A 20,084-nucleotide genomic window follows, 5' to 3' on the forward strand; every position below is an offset into this window, starting at 1 on the left:
TCCCATGGTCTACGTGCCCTATTGTTCCTACGTTAACGTGCGGTTTCGTCCTCTCAAATTTCGCCTTCGCCATTGATATCCCTCCTGATATGTAATTAATAATTAATTAGCATTTTAATTAGCCACTCCAACTCTTTGGTTGAACCACCTTTACGGTTATTCTACACAACTCAAAGAATTCCTGCCGAGTTTATAAATTAAGGCATAATCGCTTTTATTCTATATTATTTTATCAACTCTGTCAAATATATGCAGTAAAATGTAAATTTAACATTTTTCCTGAATCTGATTATCTATATAGTTGGAACTAAATGGTTAACTAAACTAAAATAAATTAAGGAGCGGTTGCCGCTCCTTAAATCAGTTCTCGAGCTTCGCCCTCAAATTCCCCTTCGCTCATCGTTACGAAGCCCGCAAAATTATTTCTTCATGGAGCCCATAACCGGGATTGAACCGGTGACCTCCGCCTTACCAAGGCGACGCTCTACCTACTGAGCTATATGGGCATATATGGTTGCGGGGGAAGGATTCGAACCTTCGACCTTCGGGTTATGAGCCCGACGAGCTGCCAGCTGCTCCACCCCGCAATATTGAAGGACTAGATTTTGGATACTAAACTCCAATTTAGTTGTTGGAATTAGCTGAGCTAATTCCTTTTTCTATAGTTTTTTATGATTTTTACCTATTGCATAAGGTTTCTAGGATGGTGGAGAGGGCTGGATTCGAACCAGCGTAGGCTGCGCCAGCAGATTTACAGTCTGCCCCCTTTGGCCAGCTCGGGAACCTCTCCACATTATCTCGATGGACTGACAAAGGTTATTATAGCACCTTTTAATATTATCGTCAAGGGAAAAGGCAAGAGTAAATATCTGTAAATAGACCGGTTTCATTCCGATATGAAAAGCTAGCAAACGCACCGTTTACTAGCTTAAAAAATCAATTCCTGTACTTAAAATAAATCAACAAAATAATGGCATTGTTAATTATCACGCTTTTCTAAATATCTCTCCAGTTTCCTCTTAACTCGCTGCAAAGCGTTATCGATAGACTTTACATGACGGTTAAGATCGCCAGCAATTTCCTGATAAGATTTACCTTCCAGGTAAGACATCAAAACCTGCCATTCCAAAGAGCTCAAAATTTCCCCCATTTTCTCTTCTATATCATCAAATTCTTCCTGGCTGATAATTAGCTCTTCCGGATCAGTAATTTTCGTCCCTGAAATAACATCTAGTAAGGTGCGATCAGAATCTTCATCATAGATAGGTTTATTTAGAGAAATATATGAATTCAACGGAATATGTTTCTGCCTTGTAGCAGTCTTTATAGCCGTAATTATCTGCCTTGTAATACAAAGTTCAGCAAATGCTCTGAATGAAGACAACTTGTCGCAGCGAAAATCTCGAATAGCTTTATATAGTCCGATCATACCCTCTTGGATGATATCCTCTCTATCTGCTCCGATTAAAAAGTAAGACCTTGCCTTAGCGCGAACAAAGTTTTTATACTTGTTTATTAGAAATTCCTGAGCTAAGTCATCACCCTCCTTAGCCAGTTCTACTACTTCTTCATCGCCCATCATTTCATAACCCGCGTAAGTATCTTTTTGGGGGTTGACGCTCATGACATCGCCTCCACGAAAAATTTAATTACAGGCACTTTAAAGGCCTGTTATATTAAAAACTTCACCTATTAAATTTTTTAACGAGTAGAACCGCTACCCGAGTAATTGCTTCCTTCAATGGAGGCGTTAGTTGCATCTAGGCTTGTCCCAGTCACACAAACATTATAGCCCATTAATCCTTGAAAATCAAGTCAATTTTTCTTATCCATATCCCGCCCGCGCATTATTTGTCCCGCCGCCATTTTTCAAGCCTAACTTTAAGATACTCGTCCAATTGAGAATCCAGCGGAAAAGGATTACAAGGCTTAGAACTAAAGTACCGGCGGCTAGATTCTTCCGCCTGCTGGACCTTTCGGTACAACTCCCGTACCGAAAGGCGTAAGGCTCCTTTCCCCATGATCATCCTCTGTTCTGCCCAATCAGAAGTGGCCACCGAAACTAAGACGCCATCAGGCAGACGATCCACCAGTTTCTCTATGACCATATCTGCTGTTTCGCCTTCTCCGCTGTAGATAACTTCTACTCCAGATATGATTTCTTTTTTTTGAGTACTACCTTTAACATGATGAGCATCGAAAACGATTATGACTTTAATCCCTAAAAAGGCCTGGTAATTGCTAAACATTTCTATCAGTTTATCTCTAGCGTGCTCAAAGCTTTTTTCCTTCAAATGATTAAGCTCAGGCCAACCGTTAATGACGTTATAGCCGTCTATAACCAGATACTCTTCCACCTTAACCACCTACCAGACCTTTTTTAGATTCCCGTCCATCGTTGCCGAGCTGCCTCATACATAACTATAGAAGCAGCTACCGCCGCATTCAGAGAATCAATGTGCCCAACCATAGGTAAACGAACATGAAAATCACATTTTTCTTTTAATAGACGACTGATCCCTTTCCCTTCGCTGCCAATCACCAAAACCAAAGGTCCTTTTAAATCGACTTCATAATAAATTTGCGAAGCCTTAGCGTCTAGCCCTACTACCCAACAACCTTTTTCCTGTAAGAGCTGTGCCGTTTGAGGTAAATTAGCTACCCGTGCCACCGGTACATACTCTACCGCCCCTGCAGAGACTTTTTCTACCGTTGCGGTGAGTTGAACACTCCGCCGTTTGGGAATGATTATACCATGGCATCCTACGGCGTCCGCAGTACGCATAACTGCCCCTAAGTTTTGCGGATCCTCTATATGATCCAGCATTACGATAAACGGCGCTTCCCCCTTAACCTTGGCCTTTTCTAATATGTCATCAACCGTAACATAGTCTTTGGGAGAAGTATACGCCACTATCCCCTGGTGGCGACTGGTTTCAGTTATCCGGGCCAAATTTTCCCGTCTTACCTTTTGGACAGGAATTTGCCGACGCTTAGCCAGTTCATATATCTCCTTTACCGCGTAACTTTTAGCACCTTCCGCCACCAGTATTTTATTTATAGGTCTTCCTGCCTTGAGGGCTTCTAAAACAGCGTTACGTCCTAAGATAAGCCCGTCCACTGCTGTAACCACTCCTGTTAGTCTTTAAATTTTCTTCTAACCTCCTCCGCCCTTCCACAACTCATAGGACCTTCCGGGCAAGGTCCCATAAGACAAGCCGGTCCCGCATTTTCAAAAATATTGGGGGCCACTGCTTTCACTTTCTTCAACATTTCCTCTGCCAGGCGGCGTATTTCCCATTGAGCTCGGTTGCAACAGCGCAGGCGAAAGAAATGGAGTAACTCTCTGCCATTCATAGTGACCATTATTTTAGTTTCGGCAGCATTAGGCAACACAAATCGCGCGTCCTCATGGGCCGCTTCTCCGGCTTCCTCCAACTTTTCCACCCAAAAATCGTACCATTTCTGAATGGTTTTCATTTGCCTCTCGAACTCTTGGACATACTCAGGTCCTAAAGCTTCAATACGAGGCGGAATAATATACCCAAAAGTACCGTCGACGTTCCGGGAACTATCCTCTTTCACATACCGCTGGGATTTTACAGAAAAACTTGCTATCCGATGTCGGGTAATTTGAGCCAAGAGACTCCTGGAAACGCCCTCTATACCAAAAGTAAAGCTGGCATGCTCCACGGGAGAAAGATGTTCCATATTCATCAATTTGCGAATAAATTCCCTTTGATCATTTTGCTGAATACCTTCTTTTAACTCCTCTATAGTAGCCGCAGAATAACAAAGCTTGGCCCCCATGGCTACTATTTCTTCGGGCTCATGGGTGTATCTCAATAGTTCTACACGTAACTCTCGACGTCCCAATCTGTTCACTCCTTCGGTTTATCTACGATCTCCTCCAGGGAACCCAGAATTTCCTCTATACGCTCCAACTCCCCCATCAAATATAGATAGCCGATGAGACACTCCAAACCGGTACTGTAACGATAATCAATCACCGTAGCTTTTTTCGGGTAGTCACCTGACTTAGCATTACGCCCTCTTCTTACCATATTTTTTTCCTCATCCGTCAATTGCGGCTCAATGAACTTCAACAGGTCGGCCTGCGTACCGGCATTGACCAAATTAATGGCTTTATGGTGCAAATCCTTAACTTTAACAAAACCCTTGGCCAACAGTTGACAGCGCACATACAGCTCATAAACAGCATCACCGACGTAAGCTAAAGTCAACGGAGATAGCTTGTCCGGTGTCGGAACCGGAAAACTGAACTTCATCTCCCAACCACTTCCTCAAGTTTGTTTAGCCCATTTCCAACGGGGGCCATGGGGAGTGTCTTCCACTAAAACTCCCAGCTCTTTCAGCCGGTCGCGAATATGATCCGCCGTTGCCCAATCTTTCTTACGCCGGGCATCTTGACGTATTTCCAAAATTAATTCTAGTAAATCTTTGGTTATATTTTCCTCCTGTTGTGTGTCTTTCTCCTTTTGTTTTGCCAAATCAGGTAGAATACCTAAAACTTCTTCCCCCAGAGTAATAATTATTTCTTTGGTCTGACGTAACACCTCCTGAGTCTGGGAAGTAATTTCAAATTCGGGGTGATTAATGTAACTGTTGACTTCTCGACAGAGTTCAAACAAGGCAGCAATAGCCAAAGCCGTATTAAAATCATCGTCCATAGCTTGTTCAAACTTGGTGCGAGTTGTTGATAAAAACTCTAACAATTTTCTGCTTCCTTGTTCTACCTCTGGTGCAGTAGAGGACGTGCCCGGCTGCTTCCCTAGGATTTCATCAATATGGCTTAAACAAGATTTTATTCTTTCCAAACCTTTCTTACTGGCATTCAACTTCTCTTCATCAAAATCCAAAGGGCTTCGGTAGTGGGTTGAAAGGAGATAAAAACGGACTACATCAGGGTTATATTTTTCCAAAACTTCTCTCACTAGAAAAAAATTGCCCGATGATTTAGACATCTTCTCCTGGTTAACGGTTATAAAACCGTTATGGAGCCAGTAGCGGACAAAAGGAACCTCTCCTGTATATGCTTCTGACTGAGCGATCTCGTTCTCATGATGAGGAAAAATCAAATCATTGCCTCCACCATGGATGTCAAATCCGTTACCGAGGTACTTCAAAGACATAGCTGAACACTCGATATGCCATCCCGGCCTGCCCTTACCCCAGGGGCTGTCCCAAGCAGGTTCCCCGGGTCTTGCCGCCTTCCAGAGAGCGAAATCCAGAGGATCTTTCTTTCTAGCGTCAACTTCTATCCGAACGCCGCTCATAAGCTCTTCTACGGAACGCCCCGATAATTTCCCATAGTCAGGAAACTTGCGAACGCTAAAATATACATTACCTTCCACCACGTATGCATAACCTTTTTCTATCAATCTCTCTATCATAGCAATAATCTCCGGAATATGTTCACTTACCTTAGGATGAATATCTGCCCTCCGCACATTTAAAGCATCAGCATCCCGGTAATATTCCTGAATAAAGCGGGATGCCAATTCTAAAGCATCGATATTCTCTTCTCGGGCACGGTTGATGATCTTGTCATCAATATCAGTAAAGTTCTGTACATAAGTGAGTTTAAAACCTTTATACTGGAGGTAACGCCGGATGGTATCAAACACAACCAGCGGCCTGGCGTTTCCCAAATGAATGAAATTGTAGGTGGTTGGTCCGCAGACATACATGGTTACTTCCGGTGGACGCCGGGGTATAAATTCTTCCTTCCGCTTGGTTAAAGTATTATATACCTTAATGGTCACCAAGTTTCACCTCCATTTCGGTAATACGTCGTTCCAGCCGATCAATTTTCCGCTGTAAACAAAGAAGCATTTCAGCAACGGGATCGGGTAACTTATTATGCTGAAGATCTACTTCGGTTATTTTTTTATCGGCAATATTTTGACCATCCCGCACGACGATTTTACCGGGAACTCCTACTACCGTACAGTTGGGGGGAACATCCCGTAATACCACCGAGCCCGCACCTATTTTTACATTATCCCCAATGGTAATAGCCCCCAGCACTTTGGCTCCAGCACTTATGACCACGTTGTTTCCAATAGTAGGGTGTCGCTTGCCCTTTTCTTTACCAGTACCACCTAAAGTTACTCCTTGATACAAAGTAACATTGTTCCCTATCTCAGTAGTTTCACCTATAACTACACCCATGCCATGGTCAATAAAAAATCCTTCTCCTATTTTAGCACCAGGATGTATTTCAATTCCCGTTAACCATCTGTTAAACTGAGATATTATTCTAGGTAAAAGAACTAGTCCCTTTCTATATAGATAATGCGCAATCCGATGCAGAATTATAGCATGAAAGCCGGGATAGGTAAGTATAACTTCCCAAACACTTCTTGCCGCCGGATCTCGCTCAAAAATAACCTCAATATCCCTTTTGAGGAGACGGAACATACGGCGTATCATATGACTTTTCCCCCTTTCCAGAAAAATTTAAAAAACCTTTCGACACTGCAGGTTCACTGCAGAGACGAAAGGTTTCGCGGTCCCACTCTGCTTGAGCATATGCATGCCCCCCTCAGCGAATACCAGTAACCACCGGTATTCTAGGCCTTTAACGGAGCCAACCGTTGAAACCTACTAAAATTTCAGTCACAAACTCCGGGGTGCACTTCAGCACGTCCTGCCTAGAACTGCTCTCAGCCGCCGACAGTTCCTCTCTGAAGGTGGGGTCGCGCCTACTCTCCCCGTCATTGCTTTTTACGCTGTGTATTATTGTCGTTATTATAAACCTGATACTAATTAAATGTCAAGTTACAACGTTCCCTAATTTCCTTCTATCATATGCACCTTTTTTATACTGTTGTCTAAACGTTTTTGAATTAGTTCTACACCCAAAATAGGTATGATGTCATGTAATTCCGGTCCTTTGGTTTTTCCCGTCAAGGCTACGCGGATAGGCATAAATACTTTTCTTCCGCCAAGTTTAAGCTCCTTGGTCAATTCTTTCAACATTCGCTTTACCCGCTCGGGAGTAAGCTCCTTTTGCTCCGCCAATTTCTTGCGGAAATGCTCAATAACACGGGGAACCTGTTCTTCCTGCAGGATTTTTCGGGCTTCCTCGTCCTCTAGATTAACTTCCTCTCCGAAGAAAAGGCCGATATAATCCGTAATTTCCCCCACATAAGACAGGTAAGACTGCAAGGCGCCTACCACTCGCTTAACCCACTCATACTGTTCAGAAGAAAGCTCCGACGGCAGATATCCTTTTTCCTGGAGAAAAGGTATAGCTAAGTCAGTTATACGTTCTACTGAACTTCGACGAATATAATATCCATTCAACCAATTCAACTTATCCAAATCAAAAATAGCCGGGTTTTTCGCCACTCGTTCCAGGGAAAAATGCTCAATCAGTTCCGAAAGATCAAATATTTCCTCTTCTCCTTCAGGAGCCCATCCCAGCAAGGCCAAAAAATTAACCAGTGCCTCAGGGAGATAGCCTTTTTCTTTATATTGAATAACTGATGTAGCTCCATGACGCTTAGACATCTTAGACCGATCTTTCCCTAAAATCAGGGATATATGGGCATAGCGGGGGACCGGAAGCCCTAAAGCCTCGAACAGAAGAAGTTGCCTGGGCGTATTAGACAAATGCTCTTCCCCGCGAATCACATGGGTTATATTCATCTCGGCATCATCTACCACTACGGCAAAATTATAAGTGGGAATACCATCAGATTTAACAATAATAAAATCTCCAATACCGTTACTTTCAAAAACAACTTCTCCTCTTACCAAATCGTCCACAATGATTTTTCGGTTTTCTGGCACCCGGAACCGAATTGCCGGCTTACGCCCTTCTTTTTCAAGTTTTTCCCTTTCTGCCGGCGTCAAGTCACGACATTCACCCATGTAGCGAGGCATCTCGCCACGGGCCAACAGTTCTTCCCGTTGAGCCGCTAGCTCTTCTTCCGTACAATAGCAATAATATGCCTGTCCTTGTTCTAAAAGTCTAGTAACATATTTTTGATATAAATCCTGGCGTTCGGACTGACGATAAGGACCATGAGGCCCTCCTTTATCTATCCCCTCGTCCCACTCAATACCTAGCCACCGCAGGGCTTCTAAAATATTCTCTTCCGATTCCCTGCTGGAACGCTCCAGGTCAGTATCTTCTATCCTTACAATCATTTTGCCGTTATATTTTCGAGCCAAAAGATAATTAAAAAGAGCGGAACGAGCGCCTCCAATATGTAAAGGTCCCGTTGGACTCGGTGCAAAGCGTACTCTTACTTCTTCCATAAGCATACCCCCCTAGTCTTCGTGCTCTGACATTATATCATTCTAGAACTCAGAGAACAAGTTTATCCTTCCTCCTCCCGATCTTTCAAGAGAGTTGCCACCGCATAAGCCGCCATTCCTTGTTTCATGCCAACGAAACCTAAACCCTCAGTAGTCGTAGCTTTTACATTTACCTGCTCCCGACTGATTTGAAGAACTCCCGCCAAATTTTCTTCCATGCGGGGAATAAAGGGGGCCAATTTTGGACGCTCCGCCACCACAGTGACATCCACGTTGTTTATTTTATACCCTTTCGTTTTCAATAACTCTAGTGTTTTGTCCAACAACAACATGCTGGATATTCCCCGGTATTCCGCCTCCGTATCGGGAAAATGCCGCCCTATATCACCCATTCCTGCCGCGCCTAAGAGAGCGTCAATAACTGCATGAGCTAGTACATCTGCATCGGAATGCCCTTCTAACCCCAATTCAAAGGGTATTTTAACTCCACCTAAAATCAAGGGTCGACCTTTTACAAGCCGGTGCACATCATAACCTATACCCGATCGCATGTTTGTCTCCTTTCCAAAATTGTTTCCGCTAACCAGAAATCTTCCCAAGTAGTTATTTTAATATTTTGATAATCACCAAGTATTAATTTAACCTTAAATCCTGCTTCTTCTACTAATGTAGAATCATCAGTTGCCACGATGCCTTTTGTAAACGCTTTCTTATAAGCAGAAACAATCAAATCCCTGCGGAAAACTTGGGGAGTTTGAACCGCCCAAATCCTTTTTCTCTCAGGAGTAGATTCTACATAACCGTCAGGGCCGGCTATCTTAATGGTATCCTTGACAGGCACTGCAGCTACAGCAGCTCCAAGCTCTCTCGCTGCTTTGATTACTTGTTCTAACAACGATAACGTCAAAAATGGTCGCACACCATCATGCACGACCACATAGGTACAATCATTGGGTAAAGCGTGTAATCCATTATAAACTGATTCCTGCCGTTCCAAACCTCCAGGAATCACCTTACTTACTTTTTGAAAGTTATAAGGTTCGATAATTTTACGCCGGCAGTAATCTTCATCTCCCGGTGACACAACCAATATAATATTGTTAACTAAAGGGCTACTATCAAACACCTGAAGAGTTCTGGCAAGAATAGGTTTGTCCTTGAGTAACAAATACTGCTTGGGTACTTCGGCCTGCATCCGCGTACCTTTGCCGGCAGCAACTATAATCGCTGTAATGGAAGGCATGTAGCATTCATCTCCCTTTACTGCACGGTCATCCGCTGGCCTGCTTTCGCTCCAATATCTTAGGTCTGCCAAAAATCATTCTCCCCGCAGATGTTTGCAAAACACTGGTTACTACTATATCAATGTTTTGACCAATAAATTTCTTGCCGTTTTCTACTACTATCATGGTGCCATCATCTAAGTATCCGACACCCTGCCCAACCTCTTTCCCATCTTTGATTACATGTACCATCATCTCTTCTCCGGGCAAAACGATGGGCTTTACGGCATTGGCCAGCTCGTTGATGTTAAGTACTTTTACGCCCTGTAGTTCGGCCACTTTGTTAAGATTAAAATCGTTAGTAATTATAGGTGCTCCCAGTTGTTTTGCCAGCTTGACCAAACGACTGTCAACTTCCAATACGTCGTCAAATTCGTACTCGCATATTTGCACCCGCACATCTAGCTCTTTACGTATCTTATTCAAAATATCCAAACCTCTTCTTCCACGGTTGCGCTTGAGGAGATCGGGGGAATCAGCAATATGCCTCAATTCTTCTAAGACAAAATTAGGTATTAACAAAACCCCTTCGATAAATCCACTCTTACAAATATCGGCTATTCTCCCGTCAATTATTACACTGGTGTCCAATATCTTGGGCATGGATTGAAATTCAGTTTTACTTTGCTTATCCTTACTCACGAACCGGGGAAGGGAGGAAAAAATAGATAAAAGTTCTTCCTTTTTTTTGATACCTACACTCAAACCGACATACCCTAAAAAGAGAGTTACAATAATAGATATATAAGGCCCCACCAAATGCAATCTCGAAAGGCTAGAACCTAAAAGACTAGCTATGATAAGCCCCACAATAAGACCTATTGCCCCGCCAATAATATCTTGAATGGGCATTTTCAAAAGCTTTCCTATTAACCACCCGGAAAGTTGATCGAAACCTTGAATTAAACGAGGTGCCAAACTAAATCCACCGAGGGCAAATACAATGGTTAGTATTCCAATAATAGCCCCCTTAATCGCTCCTGGAATAACAACATTCCCCTGATTCGCCAAAAATACACCTAACGAAAAACCTGCTCCCGCCAATATAAAAGCTATAAAAAAACGTACAATTCTATTAACCATTTTGCAAAATTCACCTCCTTTCTTTATTGTTAACTACTATAGAGTATCATTATACCAAAGTTCTGGAAATTCCTTCATAAAAATGTTGTTAAATTGTTTTACCTCCTATATTTTCAAGCAAACATTCCTTCCAAGAGAGATTCTACCTTTTCTTCTGCTTCTCCTCGCGCCAGGACTAGTTCGCTGATCAAAATTTGCCGTGCATTCTCCAACATTCTTCTTTCACCGGTCGATAAACCTTTCTCCTGCTCCCGCAGGATAAGGTTACGCACAACTTCAGCTACTTCAAAAATGTTTCCGCTCTTTATCTTCTCCATGTTGGTCCGGTAGCGTTTATTCCAGTTTGACGACATATTACTTTTTTTATCTTTAAGGATCTTCAAAACTTCTTCAATCTCCGCCTCGTCTATCACTTGCCTTAAACCGACTTCCTCTACACTATCTATGGGAATCATCACTTTCATATCCCCGATCGGTATGTGCATAACATAATATTTTCGTTTTTGCCCCAGAACCTCTTTTTCTTCAATGGCTTCAATTATCCCGGCTCCATGCATTGGATAAACCACTTTATCTCCCACTTTGAACATAACTTCACCCCCAAAAAACCCTGATAAAACCATTTTAATAAAAAGATTTTCTTTTGTCAAAAGATTGGTATTATAACACATATTTTATTAACCGTCAACATTCCAACCAAGTATTTAAACTAATTTTTTAGAACAATCTGCTTCAAAGCTTACTACAATATTTATTAAATCTTTACATTTCTCATAACCGTAATCTTTGACTTAAAATTCCCCACTACTTATTTTCGAAGCAACAAATCTTCAGAAGGGAAATTGATGCAAGATTTTTCAGCAAAAATAAAAAAAAAGGGCTGACGCCACTCGTTTTTTTATGGGCAACCGGAACGAACCCTGTCCATCAACAATATGTATTATCTGAAAAACTGTATGGTCATGCACTTCTTCAGCCGCCCTTCTTTTCCAGATATAACCAAATGTTTTCCTTCAACTTGCGTAATCCATCTCTAATAGCCCGAGCTCTAACTTCACCAATTCCTTCCACTTCATCCAATTCTTCTACCGTCGCCGCTATGATACCCTGCAATGTCTCAAACTTATTTACTAAATTCTCTATTACGGCCATAGGCAGGCGCGGTATCTTCTTGAGCACCCTGAAACCTCTGGGAGTAACTGCAAAATCCAGGCTGCCCAGCGTTCCCCCGTACCCCAATATACGGCTGATATCCAAAAGATCCAGCACTTCTTCAGCCGCTGCTTCATGTAGGCACTCAGATACCTGTTCTTCAGTTTTTTCTCCTGCCGGAAGGTAATCCCGTACGAGTAACAACCCTTCTTCCTTTACCCCCTCAGACAGCTCCTCCAATTGCATGCTGATTAATCTTCCCTCATTACCTAACTCGACTACATAAAGCTCTATTTCTTTGATTATACGCATAACAATTTCTAGCCTTTGGATCACCGACACCACATCATGGACAGTTACGGTATTTTCCAACTCTAGATAAGTTAAGTTGGCTAGAGCTCTATCCAACTGATGTTTATATTTATCTAAAGTTTGAATTGCCTGGTTTGCTTTAGTTTGAATCAGCCCAATATCCCTTACGACGTATTTTAAGGGGCCCTTAAAAAGAGTGATTACATTTCTCCTCTGAGATATGGCAATTACCATAGCTCCTGTCTGACGGGCCACCCGCTCCGCAATCCGGTGCCGGATACCCGTTTCCTGCGAAGGAATGGTAGGTTGAGGAACTAGGTGAACATTAGCCCGCAATATTTTAGAGCCTTCTTGGTTAAGAATAATGGCCCCGTCCATCTTAGCCAACTCGTAAAGAGCGGCAGCATTAAATTCAGTATCAAGAAGAAAACCACCCTCTACAATTTCCATTATTTCCGGGCTATCTCCCAAAACAATCAAAGCACCCGTCCTAGCCCGCAAAATATTTTCTAATCCCTGTCGCAAAGTAGTGCCAGGGGCCACCTTAGATAGCATATTAAGAAGTTCAACTTGATCTTTTTTCTTCACCGACCTAACCTCCCAAAACTATTTCCAAAGCTTCTTTGACATTAGTTACTCCTATCAGTTCAATTTGCCCCTTATATTTAAGATTATTTAAATTGTTAGCCGGTAAAACACAACGCCGTAGACCTAGCTTTTCCGCTTCCCTCACGCGCTTTTCCAACTGAGAAACCGCTCTTACCTCTCCTGCCAGCCCAACTTCTCCTATTACCAGGGTATACGGATCAACTGGTATATCCTTGAAGCTGGAAGCTATTGCACTACAAATTCCTAAATCCAGGGCCGCTTCCTGCGTCCGAACACCTCCTACAATGTTAACGTATATATCCTGATTGCCTAAATTCAAGCTTATTCTTTTCTCTAAAACTGCAATCATAAGTAATACCCGTCCCAAGTCCAAGCCGGTAGCTAATCTTCGCGCATTATGATATGAAGAGGGGGTTACCAAAGCCTGTAGTTCAAATAAAACAGGTCTGGTTCCTTCCAAACTGGAGACTACCAGTGATCCGGTTGCCCCCAGAGGCCTTTCGGCCAGGAACATGGCTGAAGGATTTTTCACTTCCACCAGTCCCGTTTCTTTCATCTCAAAAACACCTATTTCGTTAGTTGAACCGAAACGATTTTTGACGGCCCGTAGCACCCGAAAAGTATGGTGTCTTTCTCCTTCTAAATATAGAACAGCATCTACCATATGTTCCAGCACCCGAGGTCCGGCTAATGAACCTTCTTTAGTAACGTGTCCAATCAAAAATATGGGAATGTTTTTTGTTTTTGCTATGGTCAGTAATTGAACACAACATTCTCTAACTTGAGATACCGTACCCGGAGCTGCAGGTAAGTCGGTTTTGTATATCGTTTGGATGGAATCAATAATAACCAAAACGGGGTTTAATTTTTCAATAAAATATTCAATATTCTCCAAACAAGTCTCCGTTAAAATATACAGTGAGGAAGAGAGAGTTCCAATTCTTTCTGCTCTTAAGCGTGTCTGCTTCAAAGATTCTTCACCTGATATGTATAGAACAGTCCCGTATTTCTTGCTAATGGTCCAGGCCACCATAAGCAGCAAGGTTGACTTTCCGATACCTGGGTCGCCGCCCACTAAAATTAAAGAACCAGGTAAAATGCCACCTCCTAACACTCTATCCAGTTCGACAATATCCGTTGCAAACCGTTCTTCGTTACTAGTAGTTATTTCCACAATCGACAAAGGAGGATTGGAAGACGCAACTCCCGACACTTTCTGCCTTTTTGCAGAAACTGTTTCCTGGACTAGAGTATTCCATTCACCGCAGCTGGGGCATCTCCCCAACCAGCCTAATGTTTCGTGACCGCATTGCTGGCAGACAAATCTTCTACCTTCTTTTCGCAGAGGTCCGTCCTCCTCTCTATCATATGCAAATTATTCCAAAAATATATTAGTATTATAGCACTATCAACCAAATGGAAAAAACCCCCCGGTACTCTTCCAGGGGGATAAGATACTTTACTATTCTTCTTTTTTCCTCAGCTCAATCTTGCCGTTGACCTCTTCAGCAATAATCTTATCGCCGGGTTTAAACTTCCCTTCCAGTAGTCCTTCCGACAACTTATCTTCTATTAGCCGGGAAATGGTCCGTTTCAGCGGTCTTGCTCCGTAAGTTTCATCGTAGCCCTCCTTAACTAGGATGGCTTTTGCTTCATCAGTTGCTTCTACGAATAAATCGTGTTCTTCCAATCTCTTGTTGAGATTATTTAGCATTAATTCTACAATTTCCTGGATATGTTCCTCGCGCAGGGAATGGAAGACAATGATTTCATCGATACGGTTGAGAAATTCAGGCCGGAAAGACCGTTTTAATTCATTTAAAACTCTGTCTTTCATAGCCTCATAATCGTCCTGAGTTAACTCTTTGGCAAAACCTACCCGCGTCTCCTTCCTAATCGTCTGAGCTCCGATATTAGAGGTCATTATTATTACTGTATTTCGGAAATCTACTGTCCGCCCCTTAGCATCGGTTAGACGGCCATCTTCTAGGACCTGTAGCAGGATATTAAATACTTCCGGATGGGCTTTTTCAATTTCATCCAGCAGTACCACCGAGTATGGTCTTCTTCTTACCGCTTCGGTAAGTTGTCCTGCTTCTTCGTATCCTACATATCCGGGAGGAGCTCCTATGAGACGAGACACGGTATGTCTTTCCATGTACTCGGACATATCTAACCTAACCATAGCATCTTCATCGCCAAAGAGTGCTTCAGCTAAGGCTCTTGCCAGTTCCGTCTTCCCTACTCCAGTGGGTCCGAGGAAAATAAACGAACCAATGGGGCGTTTAGGATCCTTCAACCCCGCTCTAGCCCGTCGAATAGCCCGGGCTACAGCTTCCACAGCTTCATCCTGCCCTATCACTCTTTCATGTAGGATTTCCTCCAATTTTAGAAGTCGTTCCGTTTCCTCCTGAGCGAGTTTGCTTACCGGAATTCCCGTCCAACTCGATACAATTTCCGCAATATGCTCTTCAGTCACTTCCGATTTCTCGAGACCCTTTTCTTTATCCCATTTCTCCTTAAGTTCTTCCAACTGGGACTGAATTTCTTTTTCCTCATCTCTCAACTTCGCCGCTTTTTCAAATTCCTGGCTGTGAACAGCAGCTTCCTTCTCTTTACGAACTTCTTCCAATCTTTTTTCTAGTTCTTTAATATCAGGCGGGGCAGTATATACCTTCAATCTTACCCGAGAAGCAGCTTCATCTATTAAGTCAATAGCTTTATCAGGCAAAAAACGTTCTGTAATATATCGGTCAGATAAGTTAACAGCCGCTTTTATGGCCTCATCGGTTATTTTAACTCTATGATGGGCCTCGTAACGGTCTCTTAAGCCCTTTAAGATTTCTATGGCTTCTTCACGGGTAGGTTCTCCAACCATAATAGGCTGGAACCTTCTTTCTAAAGCAGGATCTTTTTCAATATGCTTTCTGTATTCATCAAGAGTGGTTGCACCTATACACTGCAGCTCGCCTCTAGCTAAGGCAGGTTTCAATATGTTGGCTGCGTCTATTGCTCCTTCAGCCGCACCGGCCCCGATTAAAGTGTGCAGCTCATCAATAAATAAGATAATATTGCCTGCCCCGCGTATTTCGTCAATAACTTTTTTGAGTCTATCTTCAAATTCTCCTCTAAATTTAGTACCGGCTACTACAGCCGACATGTCTAAAGCAACAACTCTTTTATCTGCCAATACTTCCGGAACCTTGTTCTCTTTTATTCTTTGAGCCAATCCTTCCGCAATGGCCGTCTTACCTACCCCCGGCTCTCCAATCAACACCGGATTGTTTTTGGTACGGCGGCTTAACACTTGGATCACCCGTTCAATTTCCTTCTCGCGACCTATGACCGGATCCAGTTTGTCTTCCTCTGCGAGTTTGGTCAAGTCACGGCTGAATTGATCCAACGTTGGTGTATTAGTACGATCACGCTGTTTTCTTGCTTTGGCTCCAAAACCTGGTTTGGCCTGCATCGCCTCTCCCAAATCGCCAAAGAACATACTGAAAGCAGGCATTGCGCCACCACCTAGTAATACCATAACCTGCTGGCGAACTCTATCGGCACTCACTCCTAATCCTGTTAAGACTTGAGCCGCCACTCCGTCCTTTTCTCTCAGCAACCCTAATAAGATATGTTCAGTACCTACATAATTTACTCCCATTTTCTGGCTCTCTTCATTTGCCAATTCCAATACCCTCTTCGCCCGGGGAGTAAGCCCGGTAACCTGCTGCGGCTGATCTCCCTGTCCTATAAGCTGAATAATTTGTTCTCGTACTTTGTCCAAGTTTATACCCAAATTTTTTAATGCCTGAGCAGCTACTCCTTCACCTTCTCTAATTAAACCTAATAATAGGTGTTCTGTGCCAACAGCAGGATGTTTTAAATTCTTGGCTTCCTCTTGAGCCAGATGTATAACCCTCTGAGCTCTTTCCGTAAACTTAGCGAACATAATCTTCCCTCCTTTTATTTTACTCCCAGAGTTTCTCGTAAAACTGCAGCTCGCTTCCAATCTCTTTCTGCATAATCCATTTCGCGTCCCGTTAAAACTTGCAAATAGGCGGGCTGGATTTTTACCAACAATTCTACGAACTTGCGCGGATCAATATTTTTAATAATCTTTAAATCAATTCCCAGACGAACTTTGGAAAGAAGAGTTAATGCCTCTTGAGAACTGATAACCCGCGCACTAGTTAAAATTCCGTAAGCGCGATACACTTGATCCTCTAACTTGCCGCGGTCTTCCTTCATTATTTTTTCCCGAGCCTTCTTTTCCTGGTCGATGATATGTTTAGTCACCGAGGACAAGTTAGTTATAATTTCTTCTTCTGTTTGTCCTAAAGTTAATTGATTGGATATCTGGAACAGGTTGCCGACAGCTTCGGTTCCCTCCCCGTAAAGTCCCCTAACTACAAGACCTACCCGAGGCAGGGCTGAAAGTACTCTTCGAGCTTGATCCGTCAAAACCAAAGCCGGCAAATGCATCATAACCGAGGCTCTGAGGCCTGTACCTACATTTGTGGGACAGGAGGTGAGATAACCGTATTCTTCGCTAAAAGCATACTTTAACATCCCTTCCAGGACATCATCTACAAAACTAGCCAGTCGCCATGCTTCCACCAGTTGTAATGCCGGTAAGAAAGATTGAATACGCAAGTGGTCTTCCTCATTAATCATAATACTTACCGCATCATCTTCCCGTAGCACAACCCCCTTATATCCTCCAGCGGCAGCCAATTCTGGGCTGATTAAATGCTTTTCCACTAGTATTTGCCGCTGAAGAGGGGTCAATTCATTAAGGATAATTAGTTCTAGTCTCCCAACCTTCTGCTGTACAACAGGAGAGGATACCACTTCTTGCAATTTATCTACCACTTTCTTCTGTTGCGCCTCTGAAAGAAGGTGGGGGAAAGGTAGTTCCTCAAAATTTCTGGCCAGTCTAATTCTACTGCTTATCACAATATCCGCGTAGGGTCCCGAACCTTCCATCCATTTCGATTCCCTGGTTAATTTCATAGTCCTTACCTCCTCTCTTCACTCCCCATCTTCTTAAAGCTTTTTCTCCAATTCTTTGATTTTATCTCGAACTACAGCTGCTTTCTCAAACTCTTCACGAACCACCAGCGCTTGAAGCTCTTTCTTGAGTGCTTCCAGTTCTCTTCTTATCTTAATACGACCCCCGGCTCGTTCCGGAACTTTCCCGTTATGGCGGGTGCTGCCATGAATGCGGCGGAATAAAGGTTCAAGGCTTGCGGCAAAAGTTTCGTAACAACGGTCACATCCTAATTTCCCGGTCTTTCCAAATTCCGTATAAGTTAATCCACATTTACTACAGCTTCTTTGCGTCCTCTGGCCAAAAGTTTCCGGCGATAGCGTCACTTCGGGATCCATTAAACTGGCTAAAAATTTAGGTATTGAAAAACTAGGTTCCCAGGTAAAGCCGTATTCCTCCTGATTTTCGCGGGCACATTCGGAACACAGGTTGAATTCCGTTTTTTGGCCGTTTATAATTTTAGTAATATGAACATTCGCCGGTCTTTGCTGGCATCTTTCACACAGCATACAAATCCCCCCTTACTTTATATTTTCTTTCAGTACGGTCAAAAGCATTGCCTTCATAATAGAAGAACGAACCAAATCTCTCTCCGGCAACTCCAAGGGTAAAGCCTGCCGATTGACCACTGCTTTCATAATCAGGCTCTCCCTTTTAGTCAGCAAGCCTTCTTCAAATAAACGATCAATTAATCCTTCAGCCGCCTGCTGGGTAATCATATCGCCAATAGTCTGATTTATAAAATGCAATATTTTCTCCTCTTCTCTTCTAAGAGGCAATTTGATGATGCGTAAGAACCCACCACCTCCTCGGCGGCTTTCAACTAAATATCCCTGTTCCACTGTAAAGCGGGTACTAAGAACATAATTAATCTGCGAGGGAACACAGGCAAATCGCTGCGCCAAATCATTTCGCCTTATTTCCACTTCCCCTTTGGGGCTCCTGGCTAACAGTTGCTTCAAATATTGCTCTATACGATCTGCTAAACTGCGCATATCCTTCCCTCCGTTTGACCTTTGCTAACCTTTTGACTATCTTTGACCTTCAATTTAATTATCACTTTTTGTTGATTAATAAGCAAATTTGATTTAGTCTTATTCTAGCCCATTATTGCTGAATATAAACCTTTATCACAATGTTCCTCTTGATTTCTCCTAATTTCTCTGTATATTATTTTTTTCCATCTTGCTTCAAACTTATAAAAATAAAAAACACCGGCATAATTACCGGTGTAACGACTGTTTTTGCTCATGAAAAGCAAATCTGGCGGCTATGAAAGTAATGCCTACAGCGAGAATAAGTCGAACAAAAATAAGAATAAATCCATTAGCTCCTATGGCTACAAACAGCATGGTGTCTTCGAAAAGAGAATGGAAAATCACTAAAAACGTACTTATTAGATAAAGATCTCTTTTAGACAGGTGCCCATCCCGGGCTGCCTGTAGGATTACTCCAGCACCATATGTAATACCAAAAATTAATCCGGCCAACAACGGTAAAGAGGCTTCCGAGGGAAGTTGAAAAATTCGCATCGCTGGTCGAATCACGATTGTTAGTCGAGAAAGAATGTTTAGATCCTTAATTAACTCAATAAAAATCATCAGAGGAATCACAATCGCGCCAATTTGCAAAACGCTTAATAAGCTCCCTGTAAAGCCTTCTTTAACAATACTTACCAAATCCATTATGATCACCTATAAAATTACATTCAGAATGAAACCCGAAATAAAAGACAGCGATAATCGTAAAAGTACTAATTGCCACACCATGATACCAGTCATCTTACTAACCGCACTCTCGATAAAAAGCGAATGGGAAAGCAGCAACATTAGCGCTAAAATAGTTACCTGTTTAGGGCTGAGGGATAACGAAACGATTACTCCAATGGCCGGATATAAATTTATTGCATTTCCCAAAACCAATGCCAAGGAAGCTTCTCCCGGCAACCCTACCAATCTCATGATCGGCTCAAATACCTTAGAAATTATCTCTAAAACAGGCGTATACTTTAAAACAGTAATCAAAAAGTACACCGGTACAATGGCTATTGCCAAGTCCCGGGTAACTGACAGGCCATTACCAATCCCTCTTTTAAAAGTTTTGAGTGTTACCATGCTGTACTGAAAAACCTCCTAAAAAAAATAAAAATGGCTCCCCGGGCAGGATTCGAACCTGCAACCTACCGGTTAACAGCCGGTTGCTCTACCGTTGAGCTACCGAGGAACACACAAGAATAAGTTTCTGGCAGCGACCTACTCTCCCGGGGCAGGAGCCCCAGTACCATCGGCGCAGGAGGACTTAACTTC

At 42.8% G+C, this 20,084-nt stretch carries 20 protein-coding genes, 4 tRNA genes and 1 other annotated feature; all 24 genes read right to left on the minus strand.

Features of this window, described 5'->3' with window-relative positions; translation table 11 throughout:
* Nucleotides 1–430: 430 nt before the first annotated feature.
* The 24 genes from KKC1_RS01310 to KKC1_RS01425 all read right to left on the minus strand — a co-directional run bounded on the left by KKC1_RS01310 (nt 431) and on the right by KKC1_RS01425 (nt 20,001).
* Nucleotides 431–506, minus strand: a tRNA-Thr gene (locus KKC1_RS01310).
* A 5-nt stretch (nt 507–511) separates the two neighbouring features.
* Nucleotides 512–587, minus strand: a tRNA-Met gene (locus KKC1_RS01315).
* A 117-nt stretch (nt 588–704) separates the two neighbouring features.
* A tRNA-Tyr gene (locus KKC1_RS01320) sits at nt 705–790 on the minus strand.
* Nucleotides 791–979: 189 nt separating this feature from the next.
* Complete coding sequence (gene sigH / locus KKC1_RS01325) at nt 980–1,624, minus strand: RNA polymerase sporulation sigma factor SigH (protein WP_088552717.1); 645 nt, start codon at nt 1,622–1,624, stop codon at nt 980–982.
* 223 nt (nt 1,625–1,847) lie between these two features.
* Complete coding sequence (locus KKC1_RS01330) at nt 1,848–2,357, minus strand: NYN domain-containing protein (protein WP_088552718.1); 510 nt, start codon at nt 2,355–2,357, stop codon at nt 1,848–1,850.
* 23 nt (nt 2,358–2,380) lie between these two features.
* On the minus strand, nt 2,381–3,121 hold the full coding sequence (gene rlmB / locus KKC1_RS01335) for a 23S rRNA (guanosine(2251)-2'-O)-methyltransferase RlmB (RefSeq protein ID WP_088552732.1): 741 nt from the start codon (nt 3,119–3,121) through the stop codon (nt 2,381–2,383).
* 17 nt (nt 3,122–3,138) lie between these two features.
* Nucleotides 3,139–3,876: an FAD-dependent thymidylate synthase gene (thyX, locus tag KKC1_RS01340; protein ID WP_088552719.1), complete on the minus strand. Its 738-nt coding sequence runs from the start codon at nt 3,874–3,876 to the stop codon at nt 3,139–3,141.
* A 5-nt stretch (nt 3,877–3,881) separates the two neighbouring features.
* On the minus strand, nt 3,882–4,289 hold the full coding sequence (locus KKC1_RS01345) for a Mini-ribonuclease 3 (protein WP_088552720.1): 408 nt from the start codon (nt 4,287–4,289) through the stop codon (nt 3,882–3,884).
* A gap of 15 nt (nt 4,290–4,304) precedes the next feature.
* A complete protein-coding gene (gene cysS / locus KKC1_RS01350) occupies nt 4,305–5,780 on the minus strand; it encodes a cysteine--tRNA ligase (RefSeq protein ID WP_088552733.1) in 1,476 nt (491 codons plus the stop codon).
* Complete coding sequence (gene cysE, locus KKC1_RS01355) at nt 5,776–6,444, minus strand: serine O-acetyltransferase (protein ID WP_192868019.1); 669 nt, start codon at nt 6,442–6,444, stop codon at nt 5,776–5,778. Before cysE ends, cysS begins: the two co-directional genes overlap by 5 nt.
* Nucleotides 6,445–6,513: 69 nt before the next feature.
* Nucleotides 6,514–6,753, minus strand: a binding site (T-box leader).
* A gap of 63 nt (nt 6,754–6,816) precedes the next feature.
* Nucleotides 6,817–8,292: a glutamate--tRNA ligase gene (gltX, locus tag KKC1_RS01360; protein WP_088552721.1), complete on the minus strand. Its 1,476-nt coding sequence runs from the start codon at nt 8,290–8,292 to the stop codon at nt 6,817–6,819.
* A gap of 62 nt (nt 8,293–8,354) precedes the next feature.
* The gene (ispF, locus tag KKC1_RS01365; protein WP_088552722.1) at nt 8,355–8,843 is read right to left on the minus strand and encodes a 2-C-methyl-D-erythritol 2,4-cyclodiphosphate synthase; all 489 of its coding nucleotides are present in this window, start codon (nt 8,841–8,843) and stop codon (nt 8,355–8,357) included.
* Nucleotides 8,828–9,607: a 2-C-methyl-D-erythritol 4-phosphate cytidylyltransferase gene (ispD, locus tag KKC1_RS01370; RefSeq protein ID WP_238134157.1), complete on the minus strand. Its 780-nt coding sequence runs from the start codon at nt 9,605–9,607 to the stop codon at nt 8,828–8,830. Before ispD ends, ispF begins: the two co-directional genes overlap by 16 nt.
* Complete coding sequence (locus KKC1_RS01375) at nt 9,564–10,658, minus strand: PIN/TRAM domain-containing protein (protein WP_088552724.1); 1,095 nt, start codon at nt 10,656–10,658, stop codon at nt 9,564–9,566. Before KKC1_RS01375 ends, ispD begins: the two co-directional genes overlap by 44 nt.
* Before the next feature lie 113 nt (nt 10,659–10,771).
* The gene (locus KKC1_RS01380) at nt 10,772–11,248 is read right to left on the minus strand and encodes a CarD family transcriptional regulator (protein ID WP_088552725.1); all 477 of its coding nucleotides are present in this window, start codon (nt 11,246–11,248) and stop codon (nt 10,772–10,774) included.
* A 382-nt stretch (nt 11,249–11,630) separates the two neighbouring features.
* Nucleotides 11,631–12,710, minus strand: coding sequence for a DNA integrity scanning diadenylate cyclase DisA (disA, locus tag KKC1_RS01385; RefSeq protein WP_238134158.1), 1,080 nt, complete (start codon nt 12,708–12,710; stop codon nt 11,631–11,633).
* Between the two features lie 4 nt (nt 12,711–12,714).
* Nucleotides 12,715–14,076 (minus strand): DNA repair protein RadA, encoded by a 1,362-nt coding sequence (radA, locus tag KKC1_RS01390; protein WP_088552726.1) that lies wholly within the window; start codon nt 14,074–14,076, stop codon nt 12,715–12,717.
* Nucleotides 14,077–14,193: 117 nt separating this feature from the next.
* Nucleotides 14,194–16,677, minus strand: a complete 2,484-nt coding sequence (locus tag KKC1_RS01395; protein ID WP_088552727.1) for an ATP-dependent Clp protease ATP-binding subunit — start codon at nt 16,675–16,677, stop codon at nt 14,194–14,196.
* Nucleotides 16,678–16,691: 14 nt separating this feature from the next.
* Nucleotides 16,692–17,741 carry a protein arginine kinase gene (locus tag KKC1_RS01400; protein WP_088552728.1) on the minus strand — a complete coding sequence of 350 codons (1,050 nt, stop codon included), beginning with the start codon at nt 17,739–17,741 and terminating at the stop codon, nt 16,692–16,694.
* 33 nt (nt 17,742–17,774) lie between these two features.
* Entirely contained in the window at nt 17,775–18,287 is a 513-nt protein-coding gene (locus KKC1_RS01405; RefSeq protein ID WP_088552729.1) for a UvrB/UvrC motif-containing protein, read from the minus strand.
* A gap of 12 nt (nt 18,288–18,299) precedes the next feature.
* Nucleotides 18,300–18,773, minus strand: coding sequence for a CtsR family transcriptional regulator (locus KKC1_RS01410; protein WP_088552730.1), 474 nt, complete (start codon nt 18,771–18,773; stop codon nt 18,300–18,302).
* A gap of 228 nt (nt 18,774–19,001) precedes the next feature.
* The gene (locus tag KKC1_RS01415; protein ID WP_202819906.1) at nt 19,002–19,463 is read right to left on the minus strand and encodes a nucleoside recognition domain-containing protein; all 462 of its coding nucleotides are present in this window, start codon (nt 19,461–19,463) and stop codon (nt 19,002–19,004) included.
* 9 nt (nt 19,464–19,472) lie between these two features.
* Nucleotides 19,473–19,892 carry a nucleoside recognition domain-containing protein gene (locus KKC1_RS01420; protein ID WP_088552731.1) on the minus strand — a complete coding sequence of 140 codons (420 nt, stop codon included), beginning with the start codon at nt 19,890–19,892 and terminating at the stop codon, nt 19,473–19,475.
* A gap of 34 nt (nt 19,893–19,926) precedes the next feature.
* A tRNA-Asn gene (locus KKC1_RS01425) sits at nt 19,927–20,001 on the minus strand.
* Nucleotides 20,002–20,084 lie beyond the last annotated feature (83 nt).

This window comes from Calderihabitans maritimus (assembly GCF_002207765.1).
Lineage (GTDB): Bacteria > Bacillota > KKC1 > Calderihabitantales > Calderihabitantaceae > Calderihabitans > Calderihabitans maritimus.